Consider the following 25,438-nt stretch of genomic DNA (forward strand, 5'->3'; position numbering starts at 1 on the left):
GTTGACCTTTTGAGGCTCGACGTTGACCTTTTGAGGCTCGACGTTGACCTTTTGAAGCTCAAAAATGCCCTGGCGACTAGAAGTCGCGGCTACACAGACAAAACCCGCCTGCGCGGGTTTAAAAATCTTTGGATACAAAACGCGAAAAGGACATAACATTGTTATGCCCCTACAAATGACGTGTATTTTACTAAATAGACAACTGGTATAATTGCTTATTTCAAGGTTTAGCTAACTGGGACTTCGGGTTGCTTTTTCTTAGAACGGCGGTTAAACCTGCGTCCCATCTCATCAATTACTGCATCTAAACCTGTGACATCACCGCTAGCTTTGGCATAGCTATAAACTGCTAATGCTGCTGCATAGGCTTCGCTAGCAGAGGCTATACAGGTATCATCCACCAATTCTTGCAGTTGCGTTAGAGACAAAAGCACTGGATACAACGTCTCAAACAGCGCCAAATCTCGGCGCATCTCTTCTAAATCAAAAGAACGGGGCAAAAAGTTAGGGTTTTGTGTCGCCACTTCTAAGGCTTTGCTTACAAAAGCCCGACTTTTATCTCCCATCTTCAGCATTGTTCGCCGGTCTTCAGGGGTCAAATCAATTAAAAACGGTAACTTTTCTCTAATTGTAGCGATCGCCTGCATGACTGCTTCTTTATCGGCTGGGGATAGGCTGGCACTGATACGATTTTCTGCCATTTTTAATACTCCTCTAGGGTACTTAATTTCAGTATTCCCAAAGTTGGAGAAGCGATCGCGTTTGTTGAAAGGTAATTAATAGAATTTTATCTAGATTTGCAAAAAAGAGACGGGAGTTTAGAAGAAGACGCTTAGGATAAACTAATGAAACTGAATGCAGAAATAAATGCGTAAACAAATTATTGAATATACATCTCCACTAGATGCGCTGATTGCCCTTACCAAACAGTTAAATACTTATGAAATAAAGTACCAAATGAATTCAGAAGATTTTTTTGCTAAATATAGCCAAGGCGAAACTTCTGACGATGAAGTGTTTGTCGAATGGGCAGCAAACTACCAACATTATCTAGCTCTACACCAAGATATAAAGAGCAAACTCAGAGATGTCGCGTAAACTTATCCAAGCCTATTTAGATGAAATTGAGCAACTTTTACTCAATTGCTCTAACACATACGTTGAGGAATATAGTGCAGTAATTTTAACGACAGAGAGAGCAAATCTCCGCATTAGGATACGTTTCGCTCTCAAATATTTACTGGCAGTCAGTGAAGCCTTTGTTATTGTAGATAATCAGATTACATATATCGATTACCGCTATCACTTTCAAGATGAGCAAAATAGTCTGATTTTCCGTTATGACAGTACACCACACTTTCCCAACTTGCCTAGCTTCCCGCACCATAAACATCTTTTCGACAACGTAATTGATTGCGAAAAGCCACACATAGCCGATGTGCTACAAGAAGTGATGGAGTTTTTAGAGTAGGAACATGGAATTTGTATCGCAAAGAACCATCAAATGTAACCGTTAAAATTTTGCTCCTTGATGCGTTTCTTTTAACCGCTAATTACAGCGATCGCATCAATTTCTACCAATACATCTTTAGGTAAGCGCGATACCTGCACACAAGCCCGCGCTGGGGCTGTATTTTCCGGGAAATATTTAGCATAAACGGCATTCACCGCCGCGAAATCATTCATATCAGCTAAAAATACAGTAGTCTTTACCACATCTTGAAAAGTCGCTCCGGCGGCTGTCAGGATGGCTTCAAGATTAGCTAATACCTGCTCAGTTTGCTTTTTGACATCATCAGTGTAGACGACATCACCAAGGCGGGGATCGATGGCAATTTGTCCAGCGACGAATACAAATTGACCTGAAGCTGCGATCGCTTGATTATAAGGGCCGACTGGTGCGGGTGCGTTATCAGTATTAATTACTTTACGGGTCATAGATATTACTTTCTCTAACGATGTTTCCTGTTTACCGATTTCCGCTTCAGCTGCGATCGGTTTGTAAACCTCTCCATCTGGCATTATCGCACCAGTCAGGTCAGCATTTTTAAAGTTGACACCGTAGATATTTGCGCCAGTTAAATCTACCTTCTTCAGGTTTGCCTCGTTCAGATTCGCGTTGATCAAATCTACTTTTTGCAGTTCTGCTTTCTCTAAATTTATCCCTTTGAGGCAGGCTTTTCTGAAATTTACGCCTATGAGATTTGCTGCACCTAGATCAGCTTCAGCCAGATTCATCCCTGATAAATCCTTTTCAGATAAATTAACACCCCGAATCTTGGCTCCCTGCAAGTTAGTGTCTTTGAGTATCACACGAGTTAGGTTTGCTTGACTCAAATCAGCTTTAAACAATTTAGCCCCAGTTAAATTAGCAGTACTAAGGTTAGCTCTAACAACTTTTGCCTCATTCAAGGATGCTTCGGTTAAGTTTGCACAGTCGAGTGTAGCGTCACTCAAATTGGCATTATCTAGGTTGGCGTTACTGAAATTAGCGCTACTCAAGTTTGCTCCACTCAAGTTGGCATTATCCAGGTTGGCGTTACTGAAATTAGCGCCCCTCAAGTTTGCTCCACTCAAGTTGGCGTTATCTAGGTTGGCGTTACTAAAGTTAGCGTTATCCAGGGTTGCTTTACTCAAGTCAGCACTACTTAGGTCTGCCCAACTCAAATTTAAACTAGAACTTTTCACTAAACTACTCAAATTTGCACCTGTCAAAGATGCCCTAGTGAGGTTAGTACTTTGAAGAGAAGCGTTACTCAGGTTGGCATCGTTTAAATCTGCTCCCGTCAAATCTGCACCTTTTAGGTCTATTCCACTCAGATTTGCATATTTGAGGTCTACTCCTCTAAGATTTTCGTTGTGAAATTGGATTTGTCCTTCGCCGTATTTCTCCAACAACGACTCAGCGTCCATAATGCACCTTTAAATACCACTGACACAGTATAATCACAAAAACTTTGTGTCACAGGTATTCCTCCCCTCTTCCCTTTGCGCCCTCTGCGCCTTGGCGGTTCGTCCCTCTTACCCCAACCTCGGACGTATCCCATAATGCCGATATCGCCAATAATCGCGCAAAATGCGATCGTGGTCAAAACATAAATTACCAGGCACACACCAATACTCAAAAATGCCTACACCCTTGGCATCATCCCCAGCCTTTGGTTCTCCCGTAGCTGTCGCCAAAAACACGATACTAATCGTATGCTGACGCAAATCGCGATTGGGGTCAGAATACACCAGTAATTGTTCAACCAACTCCACCTGCAAACCCGTTTCTTCTTCAGCTTCTCGCCGGGCCGCCACTTCCACCGCTTCCCCATAATCTACAAACCCACCAGGAATAGCCCAACCTAAAGGAAGATTATGTCTTTCAATTAACACTATTGGCCGATGAGGTCGATCTACTAGTTCAATGATGATATCAACTGTCGGTGCAGGATTTCGGTAAGGCATGGAATTTTAGATTTTAGATTTTGGACTTCGGCTACGCTCAGTCGAACGATTTTGGATTAACTAGGTGGGCATCAGGCATTGGGTATTAACCAAGAACAAATGACAAATGACAAATGACAAATGACTTTACCCTGCAAATACTGTTCCGTGATAAATTCGATGCGATTGGCTTTGCCACTGCCCCTTGGGCGATCGCGTATGTGCATCAAACAATTGCTCTCTCTCATAATTCAGGTTAGTTATGCCTTTTCCTAGATCCAGTGGTATTTTGCTGCATCCTACATCTTTTCCCAGTCGATTTGGCGTTGGAGATTTAGGCTTAGAAGCCTATCGCTTTATTGATTTTCTCAAAGAGAGTCATCAACAATATTGGCAAGTTTTACCCCTGGGCCCCACTGGATACGGTAATTCACCGTATATGTGCTACTCGGCAATGGCGGGAAATCCCCTGCTGATTAGTCCAGAAAAACTGCAAGATGAGGGTTTGCTATCTGAAGAAGACTTTGCTAATCTACCAGGATTTCCGGTAGAAAAGGTAGACTTCGACCAAGTTGTACCGATTAAGATTGGGCTACTAAAAAAAGCCTGTGAAAACTTTAGAGTCAATGCTACGCCTATCCAGCAGAAAGAGTTTGAAGGTTTTTGCGACAGCAAAGCCTACTGGCTAGATAATTACGCCTTATTTATGGCTCTGAAAGATGCCCACAATGGTGCAAGCTGGCATACATGGGAAGCAAAATTTGTCAAGCGTGAACCAGAAGCATTAGCTCAAGTAGAGGATCGGCTCAACGGAGATATTTTTTATTACAAGTTCGTCCAATTTGAGTTTTTCCGGCAGTGGTCTGACCTGAAAAGCTACGCCAACATGCGCGGTATTGACATTATCGGCGATATCCCCATTTACGTATCTCATGATAGTGCTGACGTGTGGGCCCATCCCGACATCTTTTGCTTAGACGAAGAGACAGGAGTTGCTGCTCAAATGGCGGGAGTCCCACCAGATTACTTTAGCGCCACCGGTCAATTGTGGGGCAACCCGGTTTATAACTGGGAAGAATTACAAAAACAAGATTTTAAATGGTGGGTGCAACGCTTTGAGGCAATGCTGGATTATGTAGATATAATTCGCATTGACCACTTCCGGGGCTTCGAGGCTTATTGGTCAGTACCCAAAGGCGAAGAAACTGCCATGAATGGCCAATGGGTAGAAGCGCCTGGAGACGCTTTTTTTGAAGCGATTAGACACAAATTAGGCAAGCTACCCGTCTTAGCGGAAGATTTAGGAGTAATTACACCAGAAGTAGAAGCGCTACGAGATAAGTATGAATTTCCGGGGATGAAGGTTTTACAGTTTGCCTTTGGTTCTGATCCCGGTAATCCATTCTTACCATTCAATTACCCGCGAAATGCTGTAGTTTATACTGGCACTCACGATAATGACACAACTGTAGGCTGGTTCAATTCAGCTAACGACAACGAAAAACAAAACTTATGGCTTTATTTAGGTTGTATTAGTCCTGAAGGTGTCCACTGGGATTTAATTCGACTAGCTTTGAGTTCTATAGCTAACCAAGCGATTATTCCCTTGCAAGATATCTTGGGATTAGGAAACGAAGCGCGGATGAATTTTCCCAGTATTGCTGAGGGTAACTGGGAGTGGCGCTATCAAGCAGGAGCGTTGAGAGAAGAATTAGGCGATCGCTTAAAAGTTCTTACCAGACTGAATGGACGCGCCCCGCAAGACCATTGAGAGTGGGGAGATGAGGAGGATGGGGGAGACAAGGGAGAGGAAGGCGTAAATGCCTCTTTGTCCTCCTTGTCTCCTTCTCCCCTCATCTTCCTGATCTCCCTCATCTCAAAACTTAGGCTTGGCAGCAATTCTAACTTCTTCCTCTTTCCCTGGCTCTCCCATTTCCTTGGCTTTCTCTTGATTGACGCTCATTAACACACCACCAGCATTATCAGTTTTCACTGTCAGTTGCTCTTGAGCTTTCCAAATCCGGTGAGTTCCCTCTGGAAGAATACCCTCAAACTCGGTTTTGCCATCGGCTATTACGCGAATCCAGGATGACGCTTTCAAAGTGACACCAATTTGGACAACCTGTCCCTGTTGTCCGCCGTCATGGGGATTACTGGCAGGTTGAACTTTTAGGGAATCTTTTGGTTGGGTTGGCTCTGGATTAACAATGGATTTTTGTTTTGGGTATAGTTGGTTTTGGCTATTACTTGCTTGTAGTACTGCGTTATTTAATAACTGAGATAAGCCATTTACAGAGCATACAATTAGCAATATGTAAAGAAAGTAAAGATGAATCGGACGTAGTTGATTAATGCGTGAAGTATTCCCCATGCCTTGAGGGTTTAATTGGGCAGAACTGATCGGAAAGGTGGCAGAAAATTCTACTCCATTCAAGCCTAGAGCATCGGCAAATTGCCTGATCAAACCCTGAATATAGACTGGTTCTGGGAGTTCGTTTAAATTACCTTCTTCGATCGCCTGCAATAATCGTTGGGGAATTCTGGTTAATACAACCACTTGCTCTAGAGATAGTCCTTGTTCTTGACGCAAAGCCCAAAGTTGAGCGCCCAATTCTGCCAACTTTTCGGTTCGTTGTTGCTCTAATGAAATTGATGGCTGGTGATTATTCTTCTTTCTTAGCCATTTCATGCCTACTGACACTCCTTAACTCCACTGAATCACTAATTAGGTTGCGTTATCTGATCTTGCAAAAAGCGAATTTCACGATCGCTAAGGGAACGATATTTACCCTCTGACAATAAGGGTTCTTTTGGAGTTTGTAATTGAATTGGGCCGATAGCAGTTCGATGCAGCTTGATTACTGGGTATCCTAACTGTTGAGCTATCCGGCGAATTTGGCGGTTTCTTCCCTCCTGCAACACTATTTCTAAAAAGCTTTGTTCGGCACGATGTTCTATTAGGTGTACCTCAGCAGTCCTAGTTTTTCTACCCTCTAACACCACACCCTCACGCCACATTTGCAGTACTGCTTCTGGGGGATGTCCTCTGACCAAAACATGATATGTCTTGGAAATGCTATGGCGGGGATGGGTTAGTCCAAATGTCAGATTTCCGTCATTTGTGAGGATTAAGGCTCCTGTAGAATCTGCGTCTAAACGCCCAACTGGGTGAATCCCTGAACCCTCCCGCAATTCTTTCGGTAATAGATCCAGGACTGTTGTTCTTCGGTGAGGATCGTAGCAAGTCGAAACTACTCCCGCAGGTTTATGCAGCAATAGATATATTAAAGCCGGACGCTGCTTTTCGGATACAGGTTTACCATCGATTGCGATCGCATCTTTTTGGGGATCAACTTTTTGACCCAAATGTGCCAATACCCCATTGATTTGCACCCGTGAGTGCCTAATCATTTCTTCAGCTTCACGACGTGAGGCGATGCCCCATTGAGCAAGAATTTTTTGTAACCGTTCCTCCATCTGGAATTGCTGATTTACTGTTAACAATTAAATGATATTTGCATTTTGTAGCGAGTAGGCATAAATGTTACATTTAAGACTTGTTTAATTTTTGTCCAGTTGTTGAGCAAATACTCATAAACAGATTGCTTAGATGCCAGAGCAAAATTCCCAAACGACAAATGCAAATAAAATCCGTATAATTACGCAGGTACTCACCAAAGCCCTAAAGCTCTGGTTAAGAGCGCAAGTGAGCCAAATATCAGAATTAGAAGTAGAGATTAAAGCCAGCGATCGCCAACTTCTCTCTGGGCGTATCCCCTTTGTATCTATTTTTGCTACTCATGCAGTATATCAAGGTCTCCTAATTACACAAATTCAATTAACGGCAGAAAATATTCAGATAAACATTGGTTCCGTACTTAAGGGAAAGCCCTTACGATTGTTAGAAACAGTACCAGTGGTCGGCGATTTGATCGTAGACGAGAAGGATCTAAATGCTTCTCTCTCATCTGACCTATTATCGACTGCTTTGAGCGATTTGCTGGTTAAGGTTTTACCAACACATTTCCCAAATTCACAACCAATAAACTGGCAAGAAATTATCCTTGATAACAATCAAATTATACTGCGAGGTTTGAGAGTAACCAATACTGAAACAACGCCTCTAGAGATTTGTCTGGGCGGTTTAAAGTTACTCAGTGGGCATGAGTTACAACTGGCACAAATAAAAATCAAGCCCAACCAGGGAAATATATTAGACGACAATCATGAGTACAATCTGGATCTTGGCTCAGATGTCGATATCCAAGAACTAACGTTGATCCCAGGTAAGCTGGTGTGTCGAGGGCAGATTAACGTTAATCCTTGATCGTGAAAAATTAAATATTTTTACTTCTGGGCATAAATAAATTTATTTGCTCTGAAATCCAGTCCGGCAGAAATACTGCGTAGGTTTTGCTTAAAAAACCACTCCAGGGTAGGTTCGTTTGAGGAACGAAACCCAACCTTGTATCTTAGAAATAGTAGTATTGAGTCCGGCAGGGGTAATTCCACTATCTTTCCCCCCGCCCCCTCTTCCCCCTATCCCCAGAGGGGGCCCCGAGTCCCCCTGCTCCCCTGCCTATAAAGGTTGTGTATTGAACTCAACCCAAAAGCTTTATAGTAGCGGCAACAGTAGTGTCACAAAATAATAAACCAAAGGTGCGGTGAAAATATAACTATCAGTACGGTCTAAAATACCACCGTGACCGGGAATTAATTGTCCAGAATCTTTAACTCCAGCATCCCGCTTCAGCATAGACTCGGTAAGATCCCCTAAAAGACTAGCAATGCCAATCAGCAAACCCAATGCTAAACCAGTAAACAGGGATCTTGGCAAGTGGAGATAATAGGCTCCTGCTATAGCTACGGCAACACTTGAAGTAATGCCAAAGACAGCACCTTCTACAGTTTTTTTCGGGCTAATCTCAGATAGACGGGTTTTCCCAAAGAATTTGCCAATGGTGTAAGCGCCAATATCGGCTGCCCAAATACACAAAAAAGTCAGCATTGTGGCTGTAAAACCTTGTGGTAAAGAAGCAGAACTTGCTTTTTCCCAGAAGTCTGTCCAGGTTGTAGGCCAGTAACCTCCTAAAGGGAGATTGCTAAAAACGGCACTATCAATTGCTCGTAATCGCACCCAGTAACTAGGCAAATAACCTACGTAAAATAGCCCCATGATAGAAGCAGAAACATCAGCGATCGTGGCAAATTTGGGCTGAAATAACAGGTAAAAACAGATAAGTGTGCCAGCTAAGGGCATCACAGCGTCAGCTAAACTACCATCAATGGTACAAATTACTAGCAAAACTAGGCTGACAGCCATAGTGGTTTTAGCGGCAGGAGCGATGCCTCTGGCTCGCACCAAATTAAAATATTCCTGTTGACCCAAAAAGATGACAACCGCAAACATGATGGTAAAATACCAGCCCCCCAAAAGGGTAACAGAAAGAGCAAGAGCGATCGCAACAATTCCACTAATAATCCGAGACCAAGGCATAGAAGTATTTTGGATTTTGGATTTTGGATTTTGGATTAGAGATTAGGTATTCGAGATTAGGGATTAGTAATTGTGGCTTGGTTTCTTATGACCTGTGACCTAAATCCCTAATCTAAAATCTAAAATCGTTCGACTGAGCGTAGTCGAAGTCTAAAATCTAAAATCTTTTGGATTTAGTCTAGTTTCTCACCACTGAGGATAAAAATGGGATCAACGGCGGTAAAGGTTTGAGAAAAGCCGCGCGTCTCTAAGCGGTTAACAGCAGACTGCACTACTTCGATATTTCTAGCTCTTAACAGAGAAAAGCTCTGAGAAATAGCATACAGACTTTCTAGATTAGCAGCTGTAGCTACAACCCGACCCGATGGTGGCAAATAATGCCATGCTGCTTGCAGAATATCCTGGATAGGTCTTCCTCCCTCAATACAAACGCGGTGAGGAGCAACCTTGAGGTTATGTAAACACTCTGGGGCGCTACCTTCAATAACTTCGACGTTTTTCACCTCAAAGCGATCGCAGTTGCGCTTGATCAGGTTAGCTACTTCTTCATCCCTTTCTATAGCGATAATTTGACCTTTTGGACACAATAGCCCCACTTCTACGGGAATTGTACCTGTCCCTGCGCCAATATCCCACAACACAGAATCTGATGTTAGTCGCAGTTGGGCAATTAACAGTAGCCGGACTTCTCGCTGACTCAAGGGAATTCCTGGCAAATGCTCGAACAATTCATCAGGAATACCAGGGGTAATATAAGGCCAAAGTTGGGAGGGCATAGAATTACGCAATTATACTAAAGATATGGATTTGCCGAAATTGAAAAGTCATAAGCTATAAAAACTTTTCAAACGTAGCATTATAAGAAACCATAATGATTGGTGAAATATTAAGCGATCGCTACCAAGTTAAGCAGCTATTAGGCAAAAAAGCAGGGCGGCGGACGCTTGTAGCTCGTGATTTTAACACTCAGGAATTAGTTGTTATTAAGTTACTCTCTTTTGGTGGTGACTTTGAATGGGATTCACTCAAGCTGTTTGAGCGAGAAGCCGAAACTCTAAAATCTTTGTCACATCCCTTAATACCTCGCTATTTAGACTATTTTGAGGTAAATTCACCCACCATCAAAGGATTTGCCCTAGTACAAAGTTATATCCCAGCCCAAACTTTAGAGCAATACTGCCAATCTGGGCGGACTTTTACCGAAGCTGAAGTCAAACAGATAGCCAAAGCACTTTTAGAAATTCTCATTTACCTACATGGTTTATATCCGCCTGTTATCCATCGTGATATTAAGCCTAGCAATATTTTATTGGGAGAGCGTTCAGGTAACAGTGTTGGTCAAGTTTACCTGGTAGATTTTGGTTCAGTGCAAACTGTCCTCGCTACAGAAGGTGGAACTATGACTGTGGTGGGAAGTTATGGGTATATGCCACAGGAGCAATTTGGCGGACGCACGGTTCCAGCTTCTGATCTTTATAGCTTAGGTGCAACGTTAATTTATTTAGTGACGGGTACTCATCCAGCCGATTTACCCCAAAAGGATTTTCGGATTCAGTTTGAACAAGTGGCTAATCTAAGTTTTGAATTGACTCGCTGGTTGCAGCAAATGACTGAACCCAGTTTAGCAAGGCGTTTTAATTCTGCTGCTGCTGCGATTGCAGCTTTAGACAAACCACAAACGACAAACTTGCCTACTTTGGTTATGAGCAAACCAGATGGGAGTAAGATTCAACTAACCAAAAATGGGGATTCTCTAGAAATTATCGTTCCACCATCTGGTTTTGATCCGTCAATAGTCTTCACAGGTTTATTTGCGATCGTCTGGAATTCATTTATCTTATTTTGGACAATTGGCGCACTCTCAGCACCTTTTCCTGTCAACATTCCCTTTGCTTTGTTTTCACTTCCTTTTTGGGGTGCTGGCTTTATGATGGTGTATAAATTTATCTTTCATTTATTTGGACACATCAGCTTACGCCTAAATGCAGAACAAATTTCCCTAACCTGGAAGTTGTTTAGTTGGAAATTTTATCGCCCTCGTGCATCGTCAAGACAAAGTATTAATAAGTTAGTTTACATTCCCAAACATTTTACTAAAAATTCTGATGGCACTAGAGTTGGCGTTCCAGCACAATTATATATTTGCTCAGGAGTACAAAAATATCAGCTTGGTGGAAACGATGTCGGTATTAAATCTGAAGTAGAACTTGAATGGTTAGCTCATGAATTAAGTGATTGGTTGGGTTTACCAATCACCAATCCAATGGGAAATTAGTTGAGCTAGCGATCGCTTTGTTCAAGGTGTCCACTTTTGTCTCAATCAAACTCAATGTAGTAACTAAACGACGTCTATCTTGAAACCTGTAGTTATTCTCTGATGAAAAGGATTTGCCCTCATCCCCCAACCCCTTCTCCCAGATATGGGAGAAGGGGAGCTAGACTTTCAAAGTCCCTCTCCCAGATATGGGAGAGGGATTTAGGGTGAGGGCGAAAACTATGGTTCTCAACTTAGATGAGATTTATGTACTTACCGTGGCAGAAACTTGGCACATTGCCCTATTCATCCAGCAAATTGATCGCAAAAAATAGCTAACAATTGGAAAACTTATGCTTTTATGGATGATACTGTCTTCATAGACCGTACAGTTGTACTAACAAAGTTTAGATGAGACTTGATTGTAACCCTTACTACGAAACAAAATTTGGTGCTGCTTATTTAGGAAACAGCCTAGATTTAATGACACGTATTCCCGACGAAAGTATCGACCTAATTTGCACTTCTCCACCATTTGCACTGGTTCGGAAAAAAGAATACGGAAACGTTGATGCTGATGAATATGTTGAATGGTTTAAAGATTATGCGGCCCACTTTTACCGTATTCTTAAACCAACAGGCTCACTGGTTATTGATATAGGTGGCAGTTGGATTAAAGGAATGCCAGTTCGTTCTCTTTATCATTTTGAACTGGTTGTTGCTTTGTGCAAAGCAAAAGAAAAAGGTGGACTGGGATTTTATCTGGCACAAGAATTGTATTGGTATAATCCAGCAAAACTACCCACCCCTGCTGAATGGGTAACAGTTCGCAGGGAGAGAGTTAAAGATTCGGTAAATACAATTTGGTGGCTATCAAAAGAACCGCATCCTAAAGCTAATAATAGAAGGGTTTTAAAGCCTTATAGTGATGCGATGAAAAACCTTCTAAAGAATGGGTATAAAGCCAAAGTTAGACCATCAGGTCATGATATTTCTGATAAATTTGGTAAGGACAGAGGAGGAGCTATCCCCCCGAATATTATTGATGGACGTTGTAGTACAGACAAAGAAGAAATAGGGCAACAGACTCTTATACAAGAAACTTTATTTGAAGATTTAGTCCAGCCTGTAAATGTGATTTCTGCCTCGAATACTGCTTCCAACGATTATTACCAAAGGCGTTGCAAACAAGAAGGTTTTAAGCCACACCCGGCAAGATTCCCTCAAGCTTTACCAGAGTTTGTTATCAACCTTTGTACAGAACCAGGTGATATTGTTTTAGAACCTTTTGCTGGTTCTAATATGACAGGTCGAGTTGCAGAAACTTTACAAAGGCGCTGGTTAGCTTTTGAGATTGATGAAAACTACATCAGAAGCTCAAAACTGAGATTTGAAGCAAATGCTCCTTTGGTTGTTGAACCTCCAGCAGATTTACCACCAATAACAACAGAAAATGTTGATAAAAACAAGTCAGTACAGTTAGGACTGTTTTAAAGAAATCGCTACAACTAATCAGATGTTTTAAGGAAAGTGCAGAATGGAGTCTAATAAATTAAAAAGGTTTACTTATGGACATCAGTTTGAGCCAGCAAAATTCTCTTTAGTTGAAATTCTGGAATTATGTAAAGAGTGCCAACCAAGTAGAGACACACTGGAAGCCAATATTGCCCAACGTTATTTTTCTCAACATTCTAAACGGTCTTCATCCAGGCTAGCTTCAGAAAATATCAGCAAATTGGCAATGAATTGTTTCTTATCACTCAGAGCCTATCAGCTGATTGGGGATTTGGAACAGCCACGCCAATATAAAATTACTCCTCTTGTTGAGGAAATTTTATCAAAGTCCAACAATACTTATTCTGTAAATCGACGGTTTGCAGATCACATATTAAATAATCTGTCAGGCATGGCTTTATTAAAAGCTATCGACGCAATTAATTCCAGAGGAGAAGAACCACAATTAGAGTCGATAGCTTATGAATTGCAAGAAAGGGGATATGCCATATCGCCCAACGCCATTTACACAAGTACCATGAGAAGTTGGTTATCCTTGGCAGGTGTTTTTGAACGGGAATATGAAATAAACTGGGATGTTGTTTCGGAAATTTTAGGAATCAATAAAGATTTTATCGACGAGATTTATACCCTGACTCCTGGACAAAAACATTTTCTTCTGAGTCTGCTGAATCTTGATGTTAAAGAACTTATACCAGCTAATAAAGTTGCCCAACATACCAGAAGTATTTATAAATTAAGACTCACAACTAAAAATTTAGTCAAAGATGTTATTGAACCTCTTGCAACTCTTGGTTTAATAGAAACAGAAAAAACCACAGGTGGCAGAGGAGCTAAACCGAATAAAGTCAAATTAACCAGCAAAGCCCAGTCTGAACTATTAGCACCCCTTCTAAAATCCATTGCCAATGAAACAAGGCTTTCGGAAATTGAACTCAACCGCACCTTTGATGATGTTGTAAATGAATTAAATCATCCAGATAAACATATTAAAGGCAAAGCGTTAGAGCTTCTGGCAGTCTGGATGATACGCCTAACCAGTCTGCGTTTTACAAAATGGCGCAGTAGAGAAAATGGCAAAGGGGAAGTAGATGTTCTGGCAGCTTCAGATAGGTTTGTTTATAGTCGGTGGCAGATTCAATGCAAAAACACAAATAAGGTTGACATTGATGTTTTAGCCAAAGAAATCGGACTGACATTTGTTACAGGGGCAGACGTAGTAATGGTTGTAACCACTGGTGAGTTTACAAGGGATGCTTATCAATATGCTTACAGAATGATGGAAGTATCCCGCTATTATATGATTTTGTTACAAAAAGATGATATTGAAGCAATTAAAAGAGATAAGACCAATATTGTTGAAATTTTCGACAGAAAGGCTAGGCGAGTATTTGCGAAGAAAGAACTCGATGTCTCTGACCAAGAGTTAAATGAAATTGAACAGGAAGAAGATTTGATGGCTGAAGCTATCGAAGATGAAATAAATGATAACAGTTGATATATTTATTTGGCGATACCAGTATTGCTATATGTAAAAATTGTGTGCAGTATTTATTTTGTTTATACCCTGTTTCTACAAGAGGATCGAGCGCTGATCAGTGGCGAAATCATCAGATTTGAGCCATCAATGTCTATATTTAATTACAGATGCATTAGAGGAAATTTATATGTTTGGACTAGGATGGCCAGAAATCGCTGTAATTACCATAGTCGCTATTCTAATTTTTGGCCCTAAAAAAATTCCCGAATTGGGGACTGCACTAGGCAAAACCCTACGAGGTTTTAAGGAGGAGATGAAAACCCCCAGTGATGAAACTAATCCAGAAGAAAAAAAACAATAGTCAAGAGTCAAGGGTCAAAGGTGAAAAAGTTTTAAATGCTGAACTTGAGGCTCTTGACTTTTGACTACAAAAGTGTATTCACCACAGAAGAAGGTGCGATTCCATTTTGAGATTCAATGGCAGTTGTGCCAGTATTTTGTTGATGTGTCTCTTCTTTGGCTAAACCACGCAGCTTAATTAACTTAATAGCCCTAGTGACGCTTTCAGGTAAAATCACCACCAGGCTGTTATCGGGAGCCATATCTAAGCCTTTATTGATGGCTTGGGTTTCATCCAAAATTGATTCATAGCGGCTATCAGGCTTCACTTGGGTGATGCCTTGAATAATCAATTGGGCGGCTGAACCTCGTAAACGTCCCCGTGTATCATCGTCTTCTTTGATGATGATGTAATCAAAAATTTGTGCTGCTAATTTGCCCAAAGTCACAAAATCTTCGTCGCGGCGATCGCCCGGGCCACCAATTACGCCAATCCGTTGTCCTGTAGTCCAGTTCCGTACAAAGGAACCTACAGCTTCATAACTAGCTGCATTGTGGGCATAATCTACTAAAGCGTGGTAGTTGCCTAAATTAAATAAATTCATTCGTCCCGGCGTTTGACTAACTGAAGCCCGGAAAGTCTTCAAACCAGAGCGAATCTGCTCAATTGTGACGTTTTGCACGAATGCTGCCAAACTAGCAGCTAAAGCGTTGGCAATCATAAACGGCGCACGTCCGCCCATTGTTAAAGGTATATTTTCTGCTCTTTCTATCCGATGTGTCCAATCACCTTTAACAATTGACAAATAGCCACTTTCATAAACTGCCGCTACTCCACCCTTTTGGATGTGCTTTCGCACCAATTCCGAGTCGGGATTCATGGTGAAGTAAGCAATATTAGCCTTAGTTTTTTCTGACATGGCAGCGACGCGGCGATCGTCGGCGTTAAGTACCGCGTAGCCATCGGGGAATACGGCTTCCGCTACTACACTCTTGAGGTTAGCTAACTGCTCAATAGTCTCTATATCGCCTATTCCTAAATGGTCGGCGGCTACATTTAATACCACTCCCACATTTGCAGCTTCAAAACCCAATCCAGAGCGGAGAATGCCACCGCGAGCCGTTTCTAGTACCGCTACTTCTACAGTGGGATCTTGGAGAATGACGTGGGCACTTTGGGGGCCTGTATTGTCGCCAGCTTCCACTAAGTAATCACCGATATATGTTCCATCGGTTGTAGTATATCCAACTACTTTACCAGTCTGTTTATAAATATGTGCTAGTAGTCGGGTAGTAGTGGTTTTGCCATTAGTACCAGTAACACTGAGGATAGGAATTTGGCTAGATTGCTCGTTGGGAAACAGCATATCCATCACTGCACCGGCGACGTTGCGGGGAATACCCACGCTTGGGGCAACGTGCATCCGAAAGCCGGGAGCGGCGTTAACTTCAACAATCACGCCATCTACTTCCCGTAGGGGACGGCTAATATCCGTGGTGACGATATCGAGTCCGGCGATATCCAAACCGATAATCTTGACTACCCGTTGTGCCAACCACAGATTTTCTGGGTGAATTTCATCGGTACGGTCTACGGCGCTACCACCTGTACTTAAGTTGGCTGTTGCCCTGAGATAACAAATAGTACCCTTGGGTGGAACGCTATTTAGGGTATAGCCTTGTCTTTCTAAGAGTTGATAGCTGGTGCGGTCTAGTTCAATCTTGGTCAGGACGTTATCATGTCCTTCACCGCGATTTGGATCGAGGTTTGTTTCCTCAATCAGTTCGGAGATGGTGGATCTGCCATTGCCAATAACGTGAGCTGGGACACGTTCAGCAACTGCGACTACTTTGCCATTTACCACCAATACTCTATGGTCACGCCCAACATAATATCTTTCGACAATAATTGACCGAGAAACCTGCCTAGCAGCTTCGTAGCCGGCTTCTGCTTCTTCCCAAGTTCTGATGTCAATAGTGATCCCACGTCCATGATTGCCATCCAGAGGCTTGAGGACGATGGGATAGCCGCCAACGTATTCAATAGCTTGTTCCAAATCGTCCAAGAAGTTGATTACTGTACCTCTGGGTACTGGCGCACCTGCTGCCGCGAGGATGCGTTTAGTGGCTTCTTTATCGCAAGCTAGTTCTACGCCCAGAATGCTGGTGTTGTCGGTCATTGTGGCCTGCATCCGCTTCTGGTTCACGCCATAGCCTAGCTGAATCAAAAAGCGGGCTTCTAGAGACATCCAGGGAATACCTCTTTTTTCTGCTTCTTTGATGATCGCTTCAGTGGAAGGACCCAAGGAAGCATCACGGGTGAAGTCTTTCAGGTCTTGGATATCTTGCTCTAGTTCTGCCTTGGGATAACGGCCGCGATCGACGATACTCTGGCATAGCCGCACTGCGGCTCGTCCAGCGTAGCGTCCCGCTTCTTCATTCTGGTACTCAATTACTACTTGATAAATTCCGGGTGTGGCAGTTTCGCGGGTGCGACCAAAGCCGACATGCATACCAGCTAATTCCTGGAGTTCTAAGGCTACGTGTTCTACGATATGGCCGATCATCGTGCCTTCTTTGACTCGCATCAGAAAACCACCACGACAGCCAGGCGAACAATAATGACCCTCCAGACTCGGCAGCGCCTCAACTAGTCCTTCATAAAAGCCTGGGATTTCATTCGAGGGCGACTCGGCAAGGGTTTCTAAATCGAGGCGCATGACGATCAGCTTGTGGCGTCGAATGCTCCAATAGTTTGGGCCGCGTAAGGTCTGGATCTTGAGGATTCTCATGGGAATAGGTAGATGGAGATTCGGAACCAAAATTCTAGTTTCTTACTGTAATTGACCGCTAAACTGTTCGTTGCAAACAGTTTTTTCTTTTTACATAGTATTCTCATCATTTTTCTACAACAAGAAATAAATGTGCGGTCAACCGATTTTGGATTTTAGATTTATGATTTTGGATTAAAAGAGACAATTAGGGTACTTAGCTCTGGTAATTTTTAGATTTACGATAGCGTAGCGTCAACGAGTCATCGAGGGGTTTTTAGATTTGTTTTACCCACTTTCTGGCGGCATCTGCCGAAAAGCTCTTCTTTTTCTAAAATCCGTCTTGAAAAGTTTGTTAGGTCGGGAAACCCTCCCTACAACTTTTCGCAAAATCCAAAATCTAAAATTTGTGGTCAACTCAGTGTAACCTCAGATACTCTATCCCGTCAGCTGGAGATCCTGTGTACAGCAGGCAATACAGTGCGCTGGTACAGGTGGAAGCGATCGCCGTAGCTGAGGATATGGAGACGTAAATTATGCACAGTTAATGGTTCATTAGCACCAACATGGGGTTCGTTGGTGTGGGTGGCCTCAGTGGGATCAACAATAGTAACACTGCCTTTACCCATAACTTGTAACCAACCATCACGTTCAAACACAGCACAAGTATCTTCGTCAATGCCAATACCTAAGCGATCGGGGTGAGCAGCGATCGCACTAATTAGCCGCCCCATCCGATTCCGGTTGTGAAAATGTTGGTCAACGATGACTTCAGGAATAAATCCTAAACCTGTTGCCATATCGACTAAGGAACGATTTGGCGACTCTCCACTCCCGCCGCCAGCAATCATGTGATGCCCCATCACTGCCGCTCCTGCACTGGTTCCTGCTAACGTCAGCTGCCCCGCCCTTACCCTCTGCCGAATAATTTCCATTGCTGGCGTATCTGCCAATACGCCACAGAGACGCAGCTGATCTCCTCCTGTCAAAAATACCCCACTACAGGCTTCTAAGGATGCTTTGATTTGAGAGGCTTCACACTGTTCGCGTTCGCGGATGTCTAAAATCTCTACCTTTTGGGCACCCATTTCTTCAAAAATGCGAATGTACCGACCACCGATGATGGCAGGTTCGCGAGAGGCAGATGGAATAATTGTAATATAAGCCTTACTAGCACCGGCACGTCCAAAAAAAGTTCGTAGGATTTCGCGCCCATGAACTTTGTCTTCTGCGCCTCCGATAACCAGAACGGCGGTTTTAGTTGCTTGGGGTGTCCTCATTTCTAGCGATTTAGCTTGTAATTGCGGCATTTTGTTTCTCCTGTCAACAACTTCAGGTGAATTTAACAAGGATCAGTTGGCTGATGATTTTTGCGCTTTGCAACTTTAGAGAGGAAACTTTTGGGAAGTTTTGGAACTGGGCAGCTACTCTCTGAATTCTCGCTTAACGCTCGCGTTGCCTCAGTCTAAACGTGTTTGTTCCCATTCCTCAAAGCCAGGGCCTTGTTTTTCACCTGTCCACTTGCAGCAGGGCAAAATAGTCTTTAGGGGGCTAGATTCCCACTCTGGGGCTGGGGACGAGCAGGTAAGACTACGCTTTTTTCTGAGGCTGGCTCGATGCATCCTGGAAGTTGTTAACTTGATATGATTATTAATTTAAATGTAGTTGTGACAACATTTAAACATAAATTAAGTAATTAGAAAAACTTTTGATCCCATCTAAAATCCAAGAGGTCTGGTAGTTTTAGATACTATTGATAAAGTTTAACTGGAGTTTGACTCGACCTTGGCTTGGCGATGTTTGCTAGACATCCAAATTTAAGATTAGTGTCCTTGAATACGAATAACTGTGCGCTTTGATATAGTTACACTTTTTCCTGACTGTTTTAACTCTGTTCTCAATTCTGGATTACTGGGTAAAGCCTTAGCCAAACAGATTGCCGAAGTGCATCTCGTTAATCCACGGGACTTTACCACTGATAAGCACCGAAAGGTGGATGATGAACCCTACGGCGGCGGCGTTGGGATGCTAATGAAGCCAGAACCAATTTTTACCGCCGTGGAGTCGCTGCCGATTCTACCGCGAAGAGAAATAATTTTGATGAGTCCACAGGGTCAAACAATTAATCAACCTCTTTTGAAAGAATTGGTGACAAATTATGACCAATTAGTGGTTATTTGCGGGCATTACGAAGGAGTCGATGAGCGGGTGCTGCATTTGGTAACGCGGGAAGTATCTCTAGGCGATTTTATTCTGACTGGCGGAGAAATTCCAGCAATGGCTTTGATTAATGGTGTAGTGCGACTAATACCAGGAACCGTGGCCAAAACCGAGTCCCTCACCGCAGAAAGTTTTGAGGAGGGGTTATTGGACTATCCTCAATATACTCGTCCTGCCAATTTTCGCGGTTTGAAAGTACCTGATGTCTTGCTCAGTGGGAATCATGCAGCGATCGCCCAATGGCGTTACGAACAGCAAATTGAAAAAACCCGCGATCGTCGCCCCGATCTTTTGGAGAAATGGGAGATGGGGGAGTGAGGGGGATGAGGGGGATGAGGGGGATGAGGGAGATGAGGGGGATGAGGGAGATGAGGGAGACAAGTGGACAAGGAGAATAAATAACCCATGCCCAATGCCCAATGCCCAATGCCCAATTCCCAATGCCCAATTCCCAATGCCCAATGACAAATGACAAATGACAAATGACAAAAATTCGTATTGGTAACGGCTACGATATCCATCAACTGGTGAGCGATCGCGCTTTGATTTTAGGTGGAATTAAAATTCCTCATGAATTGGGTTTATTAGGGCACAGTGATGCTGATGTGTTAACGCACGCAATTATGGATGCCATGCTTGGGGCATTATCTTTGGGGGATATTGGTCATTATTTTCCGCCTAGCGATCGCAAATGGGCGGGAGCAGATAGTTTAGTACTATTAACTCAAGTACATCAACTGATTCGGGATCAAGGGTGGGAAGTGGGAAATATTGACTCGGTGGTAGTAGCAGAACGTCCAAAATTAAAACCGCATATTCATAATATGCGCGATAAACTAGCGGCGATTTTAGAATTAGAACCAAATCAAATTGGGATCAAAGCTACCACCAACGAAAAATTAGGCCCCGTTGGCCGCGAAGAAGGTATATGTGCTTATGCTGTCGTTTTGCTAGTGGCTTCAGAGTAACTTTTCTTTGGAAACATCGGTAAAAATATCGAAGACTCACAAGGATTGAGATTAATGATTTATAGCAACCAACAAACCTTAACTTGGTGGGAACTTAGAGCCTTACAAGCTACAAACATAGAAGATATAGACTTTCCCGATCTAGTTGCTTTAGACAAAGAGGAACAAATTATTCTCATAGCTGAAGTCAAAGGTTTACCATTCAATTTCCAAGATCCAAAAGCCAAAAAATATGCTATTTTACGGCTGATTGATTACTTACAAGCTACAAAGATAGTGATTCCCTTTGCCATGCTTATTGATGTAAATAACATTCTGATTTTTAAATGGGATGGCAAGAATTTATCAGAGCCGATTATCAGTCTTAATACTGCTGATGTGCTGAGTCATTACGAGCCAAAATTCCGCGACAAAAGAATATTTAGTCTTTACCTTAAAGGTCTTACAGAAGCTTGGCTACGTGACTTGGCCTATCATTGGAAATCTGCATTACCACCTTTCACAAAGGAAATGACAGAAATTGGTTTGTTTCAACTACTAGAAGACGGAACAACTCAACTTTATTAATGATTAGCAGTGATAATTTACGTTGAAACTAATTTCTTGATGAGTATTGCTAAAGGGCAAGATTCACAAGCACAAGAATTACTGCAAAATACACCCTCTTCTTTACGTATGTAGTACCAAGTATTTGTTTTGTAGAATCATTAACAACATTGGAACAAGAAGAAAAATATAATCTAGATTTCCTCGGCAAGTTAGATATACAAATTAATCAAGCAGAGCGAGATAATTCAGATAATGCACGATTACTGCTTTTTCGCCTAGAGCAATCAAGAACTAGCTTTCTTGAACGAAATAACGAAGTTAAAGAACGTTTTGATGTAGCTTTTAATCAGCTTATCAGCAAATCAGAAATGATTACATTAAGTACGGATATTTTTCAAGAAACGTTAAATAGAGAAATTTTTGATAAGCATATTATAGATAGAATAATATTGGAGTGTATAATTTATCATGCTGGCTTGCATATTAATGAAAATAAATCATTTTTAAGTAGCAATTCTAAAGAATTTGGCAGGCGTGAAGTTATAGAGATTTTACGAAATAGTGGCATTCAGTATTTTAATCAAACTCAAAACTTCCTTGGCTGGCTACAATCTCAATCAAATTAATTACATTTATTTGCGTATTGAAAGGTATGAAATTTTTTAGCAAAATATTTCTGGCAATTAAAAGTTTTTGCTTACCAATAATTCTGGTTTTGGCAACAGCAACTACAGTTACCGCGTGCAATCCATCTAACTTTAAAACCGCAGCTGCACAAGTTCCCCAGTTGGTGGTTTCTACTACGACTGACCCTAAAACCTTTAACTACGCCTTGATCCAAGAATCTCCCAATATTTCTAGTTTCACTTATGAAGCATTAGCCACTCAAAACGGAATAACTAAGGAAATTGAGCCAGCTTTGGCTGAATCTTGGGAACTTTCCCCAGACAAACTGCGGTTTGTCTTTACCTTGCGAGAAGGATTGAAGTGGTCGGATGGCAAGCCATTAACAGCCGATGATGTCGTTTTCTCTTTCAATGACATCTACATGAACAAGCGCATTCCCACTTATACCCAAGATGCTCTCCGCATTGGTATCAGTAAGGCTTTTCTCAAAGTCCGCAAAGTCGATGAACGCCGAGTAGAATTTATTCTACCAGAACCGTTTTCTCCTTTTTTGCGATCGATCGCAGCAGGGGTAGGAATCCTACCAGAACACGCCCTGCGTGCAGCAGTGGAAGGCAAAAACTCTGACGGTAAGCCAGTGTTTATGTCCACTTGGGGAACCGACACAGATCCCAAAAAAATTATTGTTAATGGCCCTTACACAATCGAGAGTTATTCAACCAATCAACGCTTAACATTTCGGCGCAACCCTTACTACTGGCGCACAGATGCACAAGGAAAACAACTGCCATATATTGAACGTGTAATTTGGCAAATTGTGGAATCGCCTGATACAGCTTTGCTGCAATTTCGTTCTGGAGGGTTAGATTTACTAGAAATTGGCCCTGGAAGTTTTCAATTGCTCAAGCGTCAAGAAAAACGGGGTAACTTTACTATTAAAAATGCTGGGTCTGACTCTGGAACAAGTTTTATAACTTTCAATCTCAACAAAGGTAGTCGCAATGGCAAGCCTGTTGTAGATCCCATTAAGTCCCGCTTTTTTAACAACGTTGCTTTTAGACAGGCTGTCGCCTACGCTATTGATCGTCAAACGATGATCAATAATACTTTGCGGGGATTGGGTGAACCGCAAGACTCTCCAATTTCTGTTCCCAGTCCCTATTATTTGTCTCCAAAAGAAGGTTTAAAAACATATAACTACAATCCAGAAAAAGCTAAACAACTTTTATTAGGAGCGGGATTTAAATACGATGATAAAGGTCAACTGTTAGATGCAGATGGCAATCGAGTGCGCTTCACAATGATGGCTGTTGCTGGTAATAGACCGACAATCACACCAAAAATCCAACAGGATCTCGGCAAGATAGGTATTAAAGTTGATTTACAATTTCTTGACTTCAGTATTATTGGAGAAAAAATATCTAACACCCTAGATTGGGAATGTTGGTATGGAGCCATCACTGGTGGTATTGAGCCGCAAGATGGTTTCAATGTCTGGTCTGTAGAAGGTAACTTTCATGTATTTAATCAGAAAGCTCAAGCCGGACAATCCCCAACGCTAGGTTGGAAAGCTACCGATTGGGAGCAGAAAATTGAAGACCTCTACATCCAAGGGGCAAGAGAGTTCGATGAAACAAAACGCAAAGCTATCTATGCAGAAACACAACAACTCTCACAAGAGTATCTGCCTTTTATTCATCTATTCAATTCACTAGCTTTAGTAGCCGTGCGTAATACCATTGAGAACGTAAAATACTCTGCCATTGCCCCTTCACCTTCAAGTTACAACTGGAACATTTATGAATTCAAAGTAGCCGATAAAAAAGCTAGTTAATTTTCATGGACAATGGGAGAGCCAGTTCTGCGCCTCTTGACTCTTCTTCTTCCTACTCAGGACTCAGCATTGCTTTGATGAGGTGTATCATGCAAACAGTTTAGTGTTTCAGTCCCATGATTTTTGCCCTCTTGCCTACCCGCCACCGTGGGTTGACGGTTTTAGTGACACTCAGTCTATTCTTGATTTGTCAGATAGCTCTGATCAGTTGCAACCCAATTAATTTTAAGAGTAAGGCGGCGCAAGTATCCCAATGGGTTACAAGCACTATTGGCGATCCAAAAACTTTTAACTATGCCTTCAATCAGGAATATCCTCATGTTTTTTTGTTCACGACGGAAGGACTAACTACCCTCAATGGAATTACAGGCAAAATTGAGCCAGCTTTAGCTGAATCGTGGGATATTTCTGATGATCAAAAGCGAGTCGCTTTTACTTTACGAGAAAACTTGAAATGGTCAGATGGCGAACCACTGACCGTAGATGATGTTATCTTTACCTATGAGGATGTGATTTTCAATCCACAGATTTCTACCGATTGGAAAGATAGTCTTAAAATTGGTTCTAGTGGTAGTTTTCCTAAAATCAGAAAAATCGGCGATCGCCAAATTGAATTTATTCTACCTGAGCCTTTTGCTCCTTTCCTTTCTACCACAAGCGGAGCATCAACAAATTCAGTTGGAATTTTGCCAAAACATGCTTTAGCTGAATCATTGAAATCTAAAGATGCTAAAGGTAATTCCAAGTTTCTATCTACTTGGGGAACTGATACAGAACCCAGTAAAATTATTGTCAACGGTGCTTATAAAATTGAAAGTTATACTTCCAGTCAGCGTGTGGTATTTCGGCGCAATCCTTATTATTGGCGCAAAGATAGCCAAGGGAATCAGTTACCTTATGTTGAACGTATTGTTTGGCAAATTGTTGAATCTACAGATACTATAATTCTTCAGTTTCGCTCTGGAGGATTGGATACAGTTACTGTTTCTCCTGAAAACTTTTCACTACTTAAGCGCGAAGAAAAGCGAGGAAAGTTTACTATCTACAATGGGGGGCCAGAATTTAGCAATACTTATATTTCATTTAATCTCAATAAAGGTCGGCGGCAAAATGGACAGCCTGTGATTGACTCAATTAAATCCCGTTGGTTTAATACCCTGGCTTTTAGGCAAGCCGTTGCCCATGCAATCGATCGTCAAGCAATGCTAAATAACGTTTTCCGGGGAATTGGTGTGTTGCAAAATTCGCCGATAGAAATTCAAAGTCCTTACTATTTTCCTCCAGAAAAAGGTCTCAAAGTTTATGAATATAATCAAGAAAAGGCTAAAAAATTACTATTAAGTGCAGGTTTTAAATATAATCTTAATAAACAGTTACTAGATGCTGATGGTAATCGTGTGCGCTTCAGTTTATTAACGAATGCTGAAAATAAAACTCGTGTGTTAATGGGAGCGCAAATTAAGCAAGATTTGAGTAAAATCGGCATTCAAGTTGATTTTAATCCAATTGCTTTCAATACTCTCACAGACAAACTTTCTAATTCCCTCGATTGGGAATGTTATCTGCTAGGCTTTATTGGAGGGATTGAACCAAATGACGGGGCTAATGTTTGGTTGCCGTCAGGCGGATTACACACCTTCAATCAGAAACTTCAAGCAGGACAAGAACAACTTATTGGTTGGGAAGTTGCAGATTGGGAGGCGGAAATTGGTCGTCTTTACATTCAAGCAGCACGAGAGTTAGACGAAGGAAAGCGCAAAGAAATTTACGCTAAAACTCAACGTCTCTCTCAGGAATATTTGCCTTACATTTATTTAGTGAATCCTTTATCTTTGGTAGCAGTGCGCGATCGCATCCAAAACGTCAAATTTTCTGCACTAGGTTCTCAAAAAGGAACGATGTGGAACAAATATGAACTGAAAGTAACAGAATAGAGTTTAAAGTATTAAAAT

24 protein-coding genes are annotated in these 25,438 nt (G+C 42.0%); 15 read left to right on the forward strand and 9 right to left on the reverse strand.

Annotated features, from left to right (window positions below; all coding sequences use genetic code 11):
* Positions 1-227: 227 nt before the first annotated feature.
* Entirely contained in the window at positions 228-701 is a 474-nt protein-coding gene (locus tag HWQ36_RS09985; protein ID WP_292701381.1) for a hypothetical protein, read from the reverse strand.
* 166 nt (positions 702-867) lie between these two features.
* Here HWQ36_RS09985 and tumA point away from each other — a divergent pair, with 166 nt between their 5' ends.
* The gene (gene tumA / locus HWQ36_RS09990) at positions 868-1,098 is read left to right on the forward strand and encodes an antitoxin TumA (RefSeq protein WP_292701384.1); all 231 of its coding nucleotides are present in this window, start codon (positions 868-870) and stop codon (positions 1,096-1,098) included.
* A complete protein-coding gene (gene tumE, locus HWQ36_RS09995; RefSeq protein ID WP_292701387.1) occupies positions 1,088-1,471 on the forward strand; it encodes a toxin TumE in 384 nt (127 codons plus the stop codon). The genes tumA and tumE overlap by 11 nt, the downstream gene beginning before the upstream one ends.
* 71 nt (positions 1,472-1,542) lie before the next feature.
* Here tumE and HWQ36_RS10000 read toward each other — a convergent pair whose 3' ends face one another.
* Both HWQ36_RS10000 and HWQ36_RS10005 read right to left on the reverse strand, forming a co-directional pair.
* Positions 1,543-2,913, reverse strand: a complete 1,371-nt coding sequence (locus tag HWQ36_RS10000) for a Rid family detoxifying hydrolase (RefSeq protein WP_292701390.1) — start codon at positions 2,911-2,913, stop codon at positions 1,543-1,545.
* Between the two features lie 108 nt (positions 2,914-3,021).
* Positions 3,022-3,453, reverse strand: a complete 432-nt coding sequence (locus HWQ36_RS10005; protein ID WP_292701392.1) for an NUDIX hydrolase — start codon at positions 3,451-3,453, stop codon at positions 3,022-3,024.
* 113 nt (positions 3,454-3,566) lie between these two features.
* Between HWQ36_RS10005 and HWQ36_RS10010 the strand changes: the two genes are divergently transcribed.
* Together HWQ36_RS10010 and malQ are read left to right on the forward strand one after the other, a co-directional pair.
* On the forward strand, positions 3,567-3,692 hold the full coding sequence (locus HWQ36_RS10010) for a hypothetical protein (protein WP_292701395.1): 126 nt from the start codon (positions 3,567-3,569) through the stop codon (positions 3,690-3,692).
* A 2-nt stretch (positions 3,693-3,694) separates the two neighbouring features.
* Entirely contained in the window at positions 3,695-5,203 is a 1,509-nt protein-coding gene (malQ, locus tag HWQ36_RS10015) for a 4-alpha-glucanotransferase (protein WP_292701398.1), read from the forward strand.
* A 105-nt stretch (positions 5,204-5,308) separates the two neighbouring features.
* Here malQ and HWQ36_RS10020 read toward each other — a convergent pair whose 3' ends face one another.
* Together HWQ36_RS10020 and HWQ36_RS10025 are read right to left on the reverse strand one after the other, a co-directional pair.
* Positions 5,309-6,121, reverse strand: coding sequence for a RodZ family helix-turn-helix domain-containing protein (locus HWQ36_RS10020; RefSeq protein WP_292701401.1), 813 nt, complete (start codon positions 6,119-6,121; stop codon positions 5,309-5,311).
* A 32-nt stretch (positions 6,122-6,153) separates the two neighbouring features.
* Entirely contained in the window at positions 6,154-6,909 is a 756-nt protein-coding gene (locus HWQ36_RS10025) for a pseudouridine synthase (protein WP_292701404.1), read from the reverse strand.
* Positions 6,910-7,042: 133 nt separating this feature from the next.
* Here HWQ36_RS10025 and HWQ36_RS10030 point away from each other — a divergent pair, with 133 nt between their 5' ends.
* Positions 7,043-7,759 (forward strand): DUF2993 domain-containing protein, encoded by a 717-nt coding sequence (locus tag HWQ36_RS10030; protein WP_292701406.1) that lies wholly within the window; start codon positions 7,043-7,045, stop codon positions 7,757-7,759.
* A gap of 288 nt (positions 7,760-8,047) precedes the next feature.
* Here HWQ36_RS10030 and HWQ36_RS10035 read toward each other — a convergent pair whose 3' ends face one another.
* Positions 8,048-8,929, reverse strand: coding sequence for a phosphatidate cytidylyltransferase (locus tag HWQ36_RS10035; RefSeq protein ID WP_292701409.1), 882 nt, complete (start codon positions 8,927-8,929; stop codon positions 8,048-8,050).
* Positions 8,930-9,102: 173 nt separating this feature from the next.
* Positions 9,103-9,705 (reverse strand): precorrin-6Y C5,15-methyltransferase subunit CbiT, encoded by a 603-nt coding sequence (cbiT, locus tag HWQ36_RS10040; RefSeq protein ID WP_292701412.1) that lies wholly within the window; start codon positions 9,703-9,705, stop codon positions 9,103-9,105.
* Positions 9,706-9,800: 95 nt separating this feature from the next.
* Here cbiT and HWQ36_RS10045 point away from each other — a divergent pair, with 95 nt between their 5' ends.
* From HWQ36_RS10045 to tatA, 4 genes are all read left to right on the forward strand, one after another.
* Entirely contained in the window at positions 9,801-11,204 is a 1,404-nt protein-coding gene (locus HWQ36_RS10045) for a serine/threonine-protein kinase (protein WP_292701415.1), read from the forward strand.
* A gap of 390 nt (positions 11,205-11,594) precedes the next feature.
* Positions 11,595-12,677: a site-specific DNA-methyltransferase gene (locus tag HWQ36_RS10050; protein WP_292701416.1), complete on the forward strand. Its 1,083-nt coding sequence runs from the start codon at positions 11,595-11,597 to the stop codon at positions 12,675-12,677.
* A 43-nt stretch (positions 12,678-12,720) separates the two neighbouring features.
* Complete coding sequence (locus HWQ36_RS10055; RefSeq protein ID WP_292701419.1) at positions 12,721-14,196, forward strand: restriction endonuclease; 1,476 nt, start codon at positions 12,721-12,723, stop codon at positions 14,194-14,196.
* Between the two features lie 169 nt (positions 14,197-14,365).
* On the forward strand, positions 14,366-14,539 hold the full coding sequence (tatA, locus tag HWQ36_RS10060; RefSeq protein ID WP_292701545.1) for a twin-arginine translocase TatA/TatE family subunit: 174 nt from the start codon (positions 14,366-14,368) through the stop codon (positions 14,537-14,539).
* 64 nt (positions 14,540-14,603) lie between these two features.
* Here tatA and cphA read toward each other — a convergent pair whose 3' ends face one another.
* Positions 14,604-17,309, reverse strand: coding sequence for a cyanophycin synthetase (cphA, locus tag HWQ36_RS10065; RefSeq protein WP_292701547.1), 2,706 nt, complete (start codon positions 17,307-17,309; stop codon positions 14,604-14,606).
* A 425-nt stretch (positions 17,310-17,734) separates the two neighbouring features.
* Positions 17,735-18,598 carry a cyanophycinase gene (locus tag HWQ36_RS10070; RefSeq protein ID WP_012412065.1) on the reverse strand — a complete coding sequence of 288 codons (864 nt, stop codon included), beginning with the start codon at positions 18,596-18,598 and terminating at the stop codon, positions 17,735-17,737.
* Positions 18,599-19,136: 538 nt separating this feature from the next.
* Here HWQ36_RS10070 and trmD point away from each other — a divergent pair.
* The 6 genes from trmD (at position 19,137) to HWQ36_RS10100 (ending at position 25,420) form a co-directional block, all read left to right on the forward strand.
* Positions 19,137-19,826, forward strand: coding sequence for a tRNA (guanosine(37)-N1)-methyltransferase TrmD (gene trmD / locus HWQ36_RS10075; RefSeq protein WP_292701428.1), 690 nt, complete (start codon positions 19,137-19,139; stop codon positions 19,824-19,826).
* Positions 19,827-19,990: 164 nt separating this feature from the next.
* Entirely contained in the window at positions 19,991-20,476 is a 486-nt protein-coding gene (gene ispF / locus HWQ36_RS10080; protein ID WP_292701430.1) for a 2-C-methyl-D-erythritol 2,4-cyclodiphosphate synthase, read from the forward strand.
* Positions 20,477-20,530: 54 nt separating this feature from the next.
* Positions 20,531-21,043, forward strand: coding sequence for a hypothetical protein (locus HWQ36_RS10085; protein ID WP_292701433.1), 513 nt, complete (start codon positions 20,531-20,533; stop codon positions 21,041-21,043).
* 149 nt (positions 21,044-21,192) lie between these two features.
* Positions 21,193-21,651, forward strand: a complete 459-nt coding sequence (locus HWQ36_RS10090; RefSeq protein WP_292701436.1) for a hypothetical protein — start codon at positions 21,193-21,195, stop codon at positions 21,649-21,651.
* Positions 21,652-21,677: 26 nt separating this feature from the next.
* Positions 21,678-23,486, forward strand: coding sequence for an ABC transporter substrate-binding protein (locus tag HWQ36_RS10095; RefSeq protein WP_292701439.1), 1,809 nt, complete (start codon positions 21,678-21,680; stop codon positions 23,484-23,486).
* Positions 23,487-23,602: 116 nt separating this feature from the next.
* The gene (locus tag HWQ36_RS10100) at positions 23,603-25,420 is read left to right on the forward strand and encodes an ABC transporter substrate-binding protein (RefSeq protein WP_292701441.1); all 1,818 of its coding nucleotides are present in this window, start codon (positions 23,603-23,605) and stop codon (positions 25,418-25,420) included.
* Positions 25,421-25,438 lie beyond the last annotated feature (18 nt).

The sequence above is a fragment of the Nostoc sp. NMS2 genome (genome assembly GCF_017115105.1).
Lineage (GTDB): Bacteria > Cyanobacteriota > Cyanobacteriia > Cyanobacteriales > Nostocaceae > Nostoc.

Coding starts and splice junctions, on each gene's coding strand:
- HWQ36_RS10020 (WP_292701401.1), bottom strand. CDS start 6,121: ATGAAATGGCTAAGAAAGAAGAATAATCACCAGCCATCAATTTCATTA.
- HWQ36_RS10055 (WP_292701419.1), top strand. CDS start 12,721: ATGGAGTCTAATAAATTAAAAAGGTTTACTTATGGACATCAGTTTGAG.
- HWQ36_RS10030 (WP_292701406.1), top strand. CDS start 7,043: ATGCCAGAGCAAAATTCCCAAACGACAAATGCAAATAAAATCCGTATA.
- HWQ36_RS10000 (WP_292701390.1), bottom strand. CDS start 2,913: ATGGACGCTGAGTCGTTGTTGGAGAAATACGGCGAAGGACAAATCCAA.
- HWQ36_RS10035 (WP_292701409.1), bottom strand. CDS start 8,929: ATGCCTTGGTCTCGGATTATTAGTGGAATTGTTGCGATCGCTCTTGCT.
- HWQ36_RS10010 (WP_292701395.1), top strand. CDS start 3,567: ATGACAAATGACTTTACCCTGCAAATACTGTTCCGTGATAAATTCGAT.
- tumA (WP_292701384.1), top strand. CDS start 868: ATGCGTAAACAAATTATTGAATATACATCTCCACTAGATGCGCTGATT.
- HWQ36_RS10095 (WP_292701439.1), top strand. CDS start 21,678: ATGAAATTTTTTAGCAAAATATTTCTGGCAATTAAAAGTTTTTGCTTA.
- HWQ36_RS10045 (WP_292701415.1), top strand. CDS start 9,801: ATGATTGGTGAAATATTAAGCGATCGCTACCAAGTTAAGCAGCTATTA.
- malQ (WP_292701398.1), top strand. CDS start 3,695: ATGCCTTTTCCTAGATCCAGTGGTATTTTGCTGCATCCTACATCTTTT.
- HWQ36_RS10100 (WP_292701441.1), top strand. CDS start 23,603: ATGATTTTTGCCCTCTTGCCTACCCGCCACCGTGGGTTGACGGTTTTA.
- tatA (WP_292701545.1), top strand. CDS start 14,366: ATGTTTGGACTAGGATGGCCAGAAATCGCTGTAATTACCATAGTCGCT.
- HWQ36_RS10050 (WP_292701416.1), top strand. CDS start 11,595: ATGAGACTTGATTGTAACCCTTACTACGAAACAAAATTTGGTGCTGCT.
- HWQ36_RS10025 (WP_292701404.1), bottom strand. CDS start 6,909: ATGGAGGAACGGTTACAAAAAATTCTTGCTCAATGGGGCATCGCCTCA.
- HWQ36_RS10070 (WP_012412065.1), bottom strand. CDS start 18,598: ATGCCGCAATTACAAGCTAAATCGCTAGAAATGAGGACACCCCAAGCA.
- HWQ36_RS09985 (WP_292701381.1), bottom strand. CDS start 701: ATGGCAGAAAATCGTATCAGTGCCAGCCTATCCCCAGCCGATAAAGAA.
- cbiT (WP_292701412.1), bottom strand. CDS start 9,705: ATGCCCTCCCAACTTTGGCCTTATATTACCCCTGGTATTCCTGATGAA.
- HWQ36_RS10085 (WP_292701433.1), top strand. CDS start 20,531: ATGATTTATAGCAACCAACAAACCTTAACTTGGTGGGAACTTAGAGCC.
- cphA (WP_292701547.1), bottom strand. CDS start 17,309: ATGAGAATCCTCAAGATCCAGACCTTACGCGGCCCAAACTATTGGAGC.
- tumE (WP_292701387.1), top strand. CDS start 1,088: ATGTCGCGTAAACTTATCCAAGCCTATTTAGATGAAATTGAGCAACTT.
- HWQ36_RS10005 (WP_292701392.1), bottom strand. CDS start 3,453: ATGCCTTACCGAAATCCTGCACCGACAGTTGATATCATCATTGAACTA.
- ispF (WP_292701430.1), top strand. CDS start 19,991: ATGACAAAAATTCGTATTGGTAACGGCTACGATATCCATCAACTGGTG.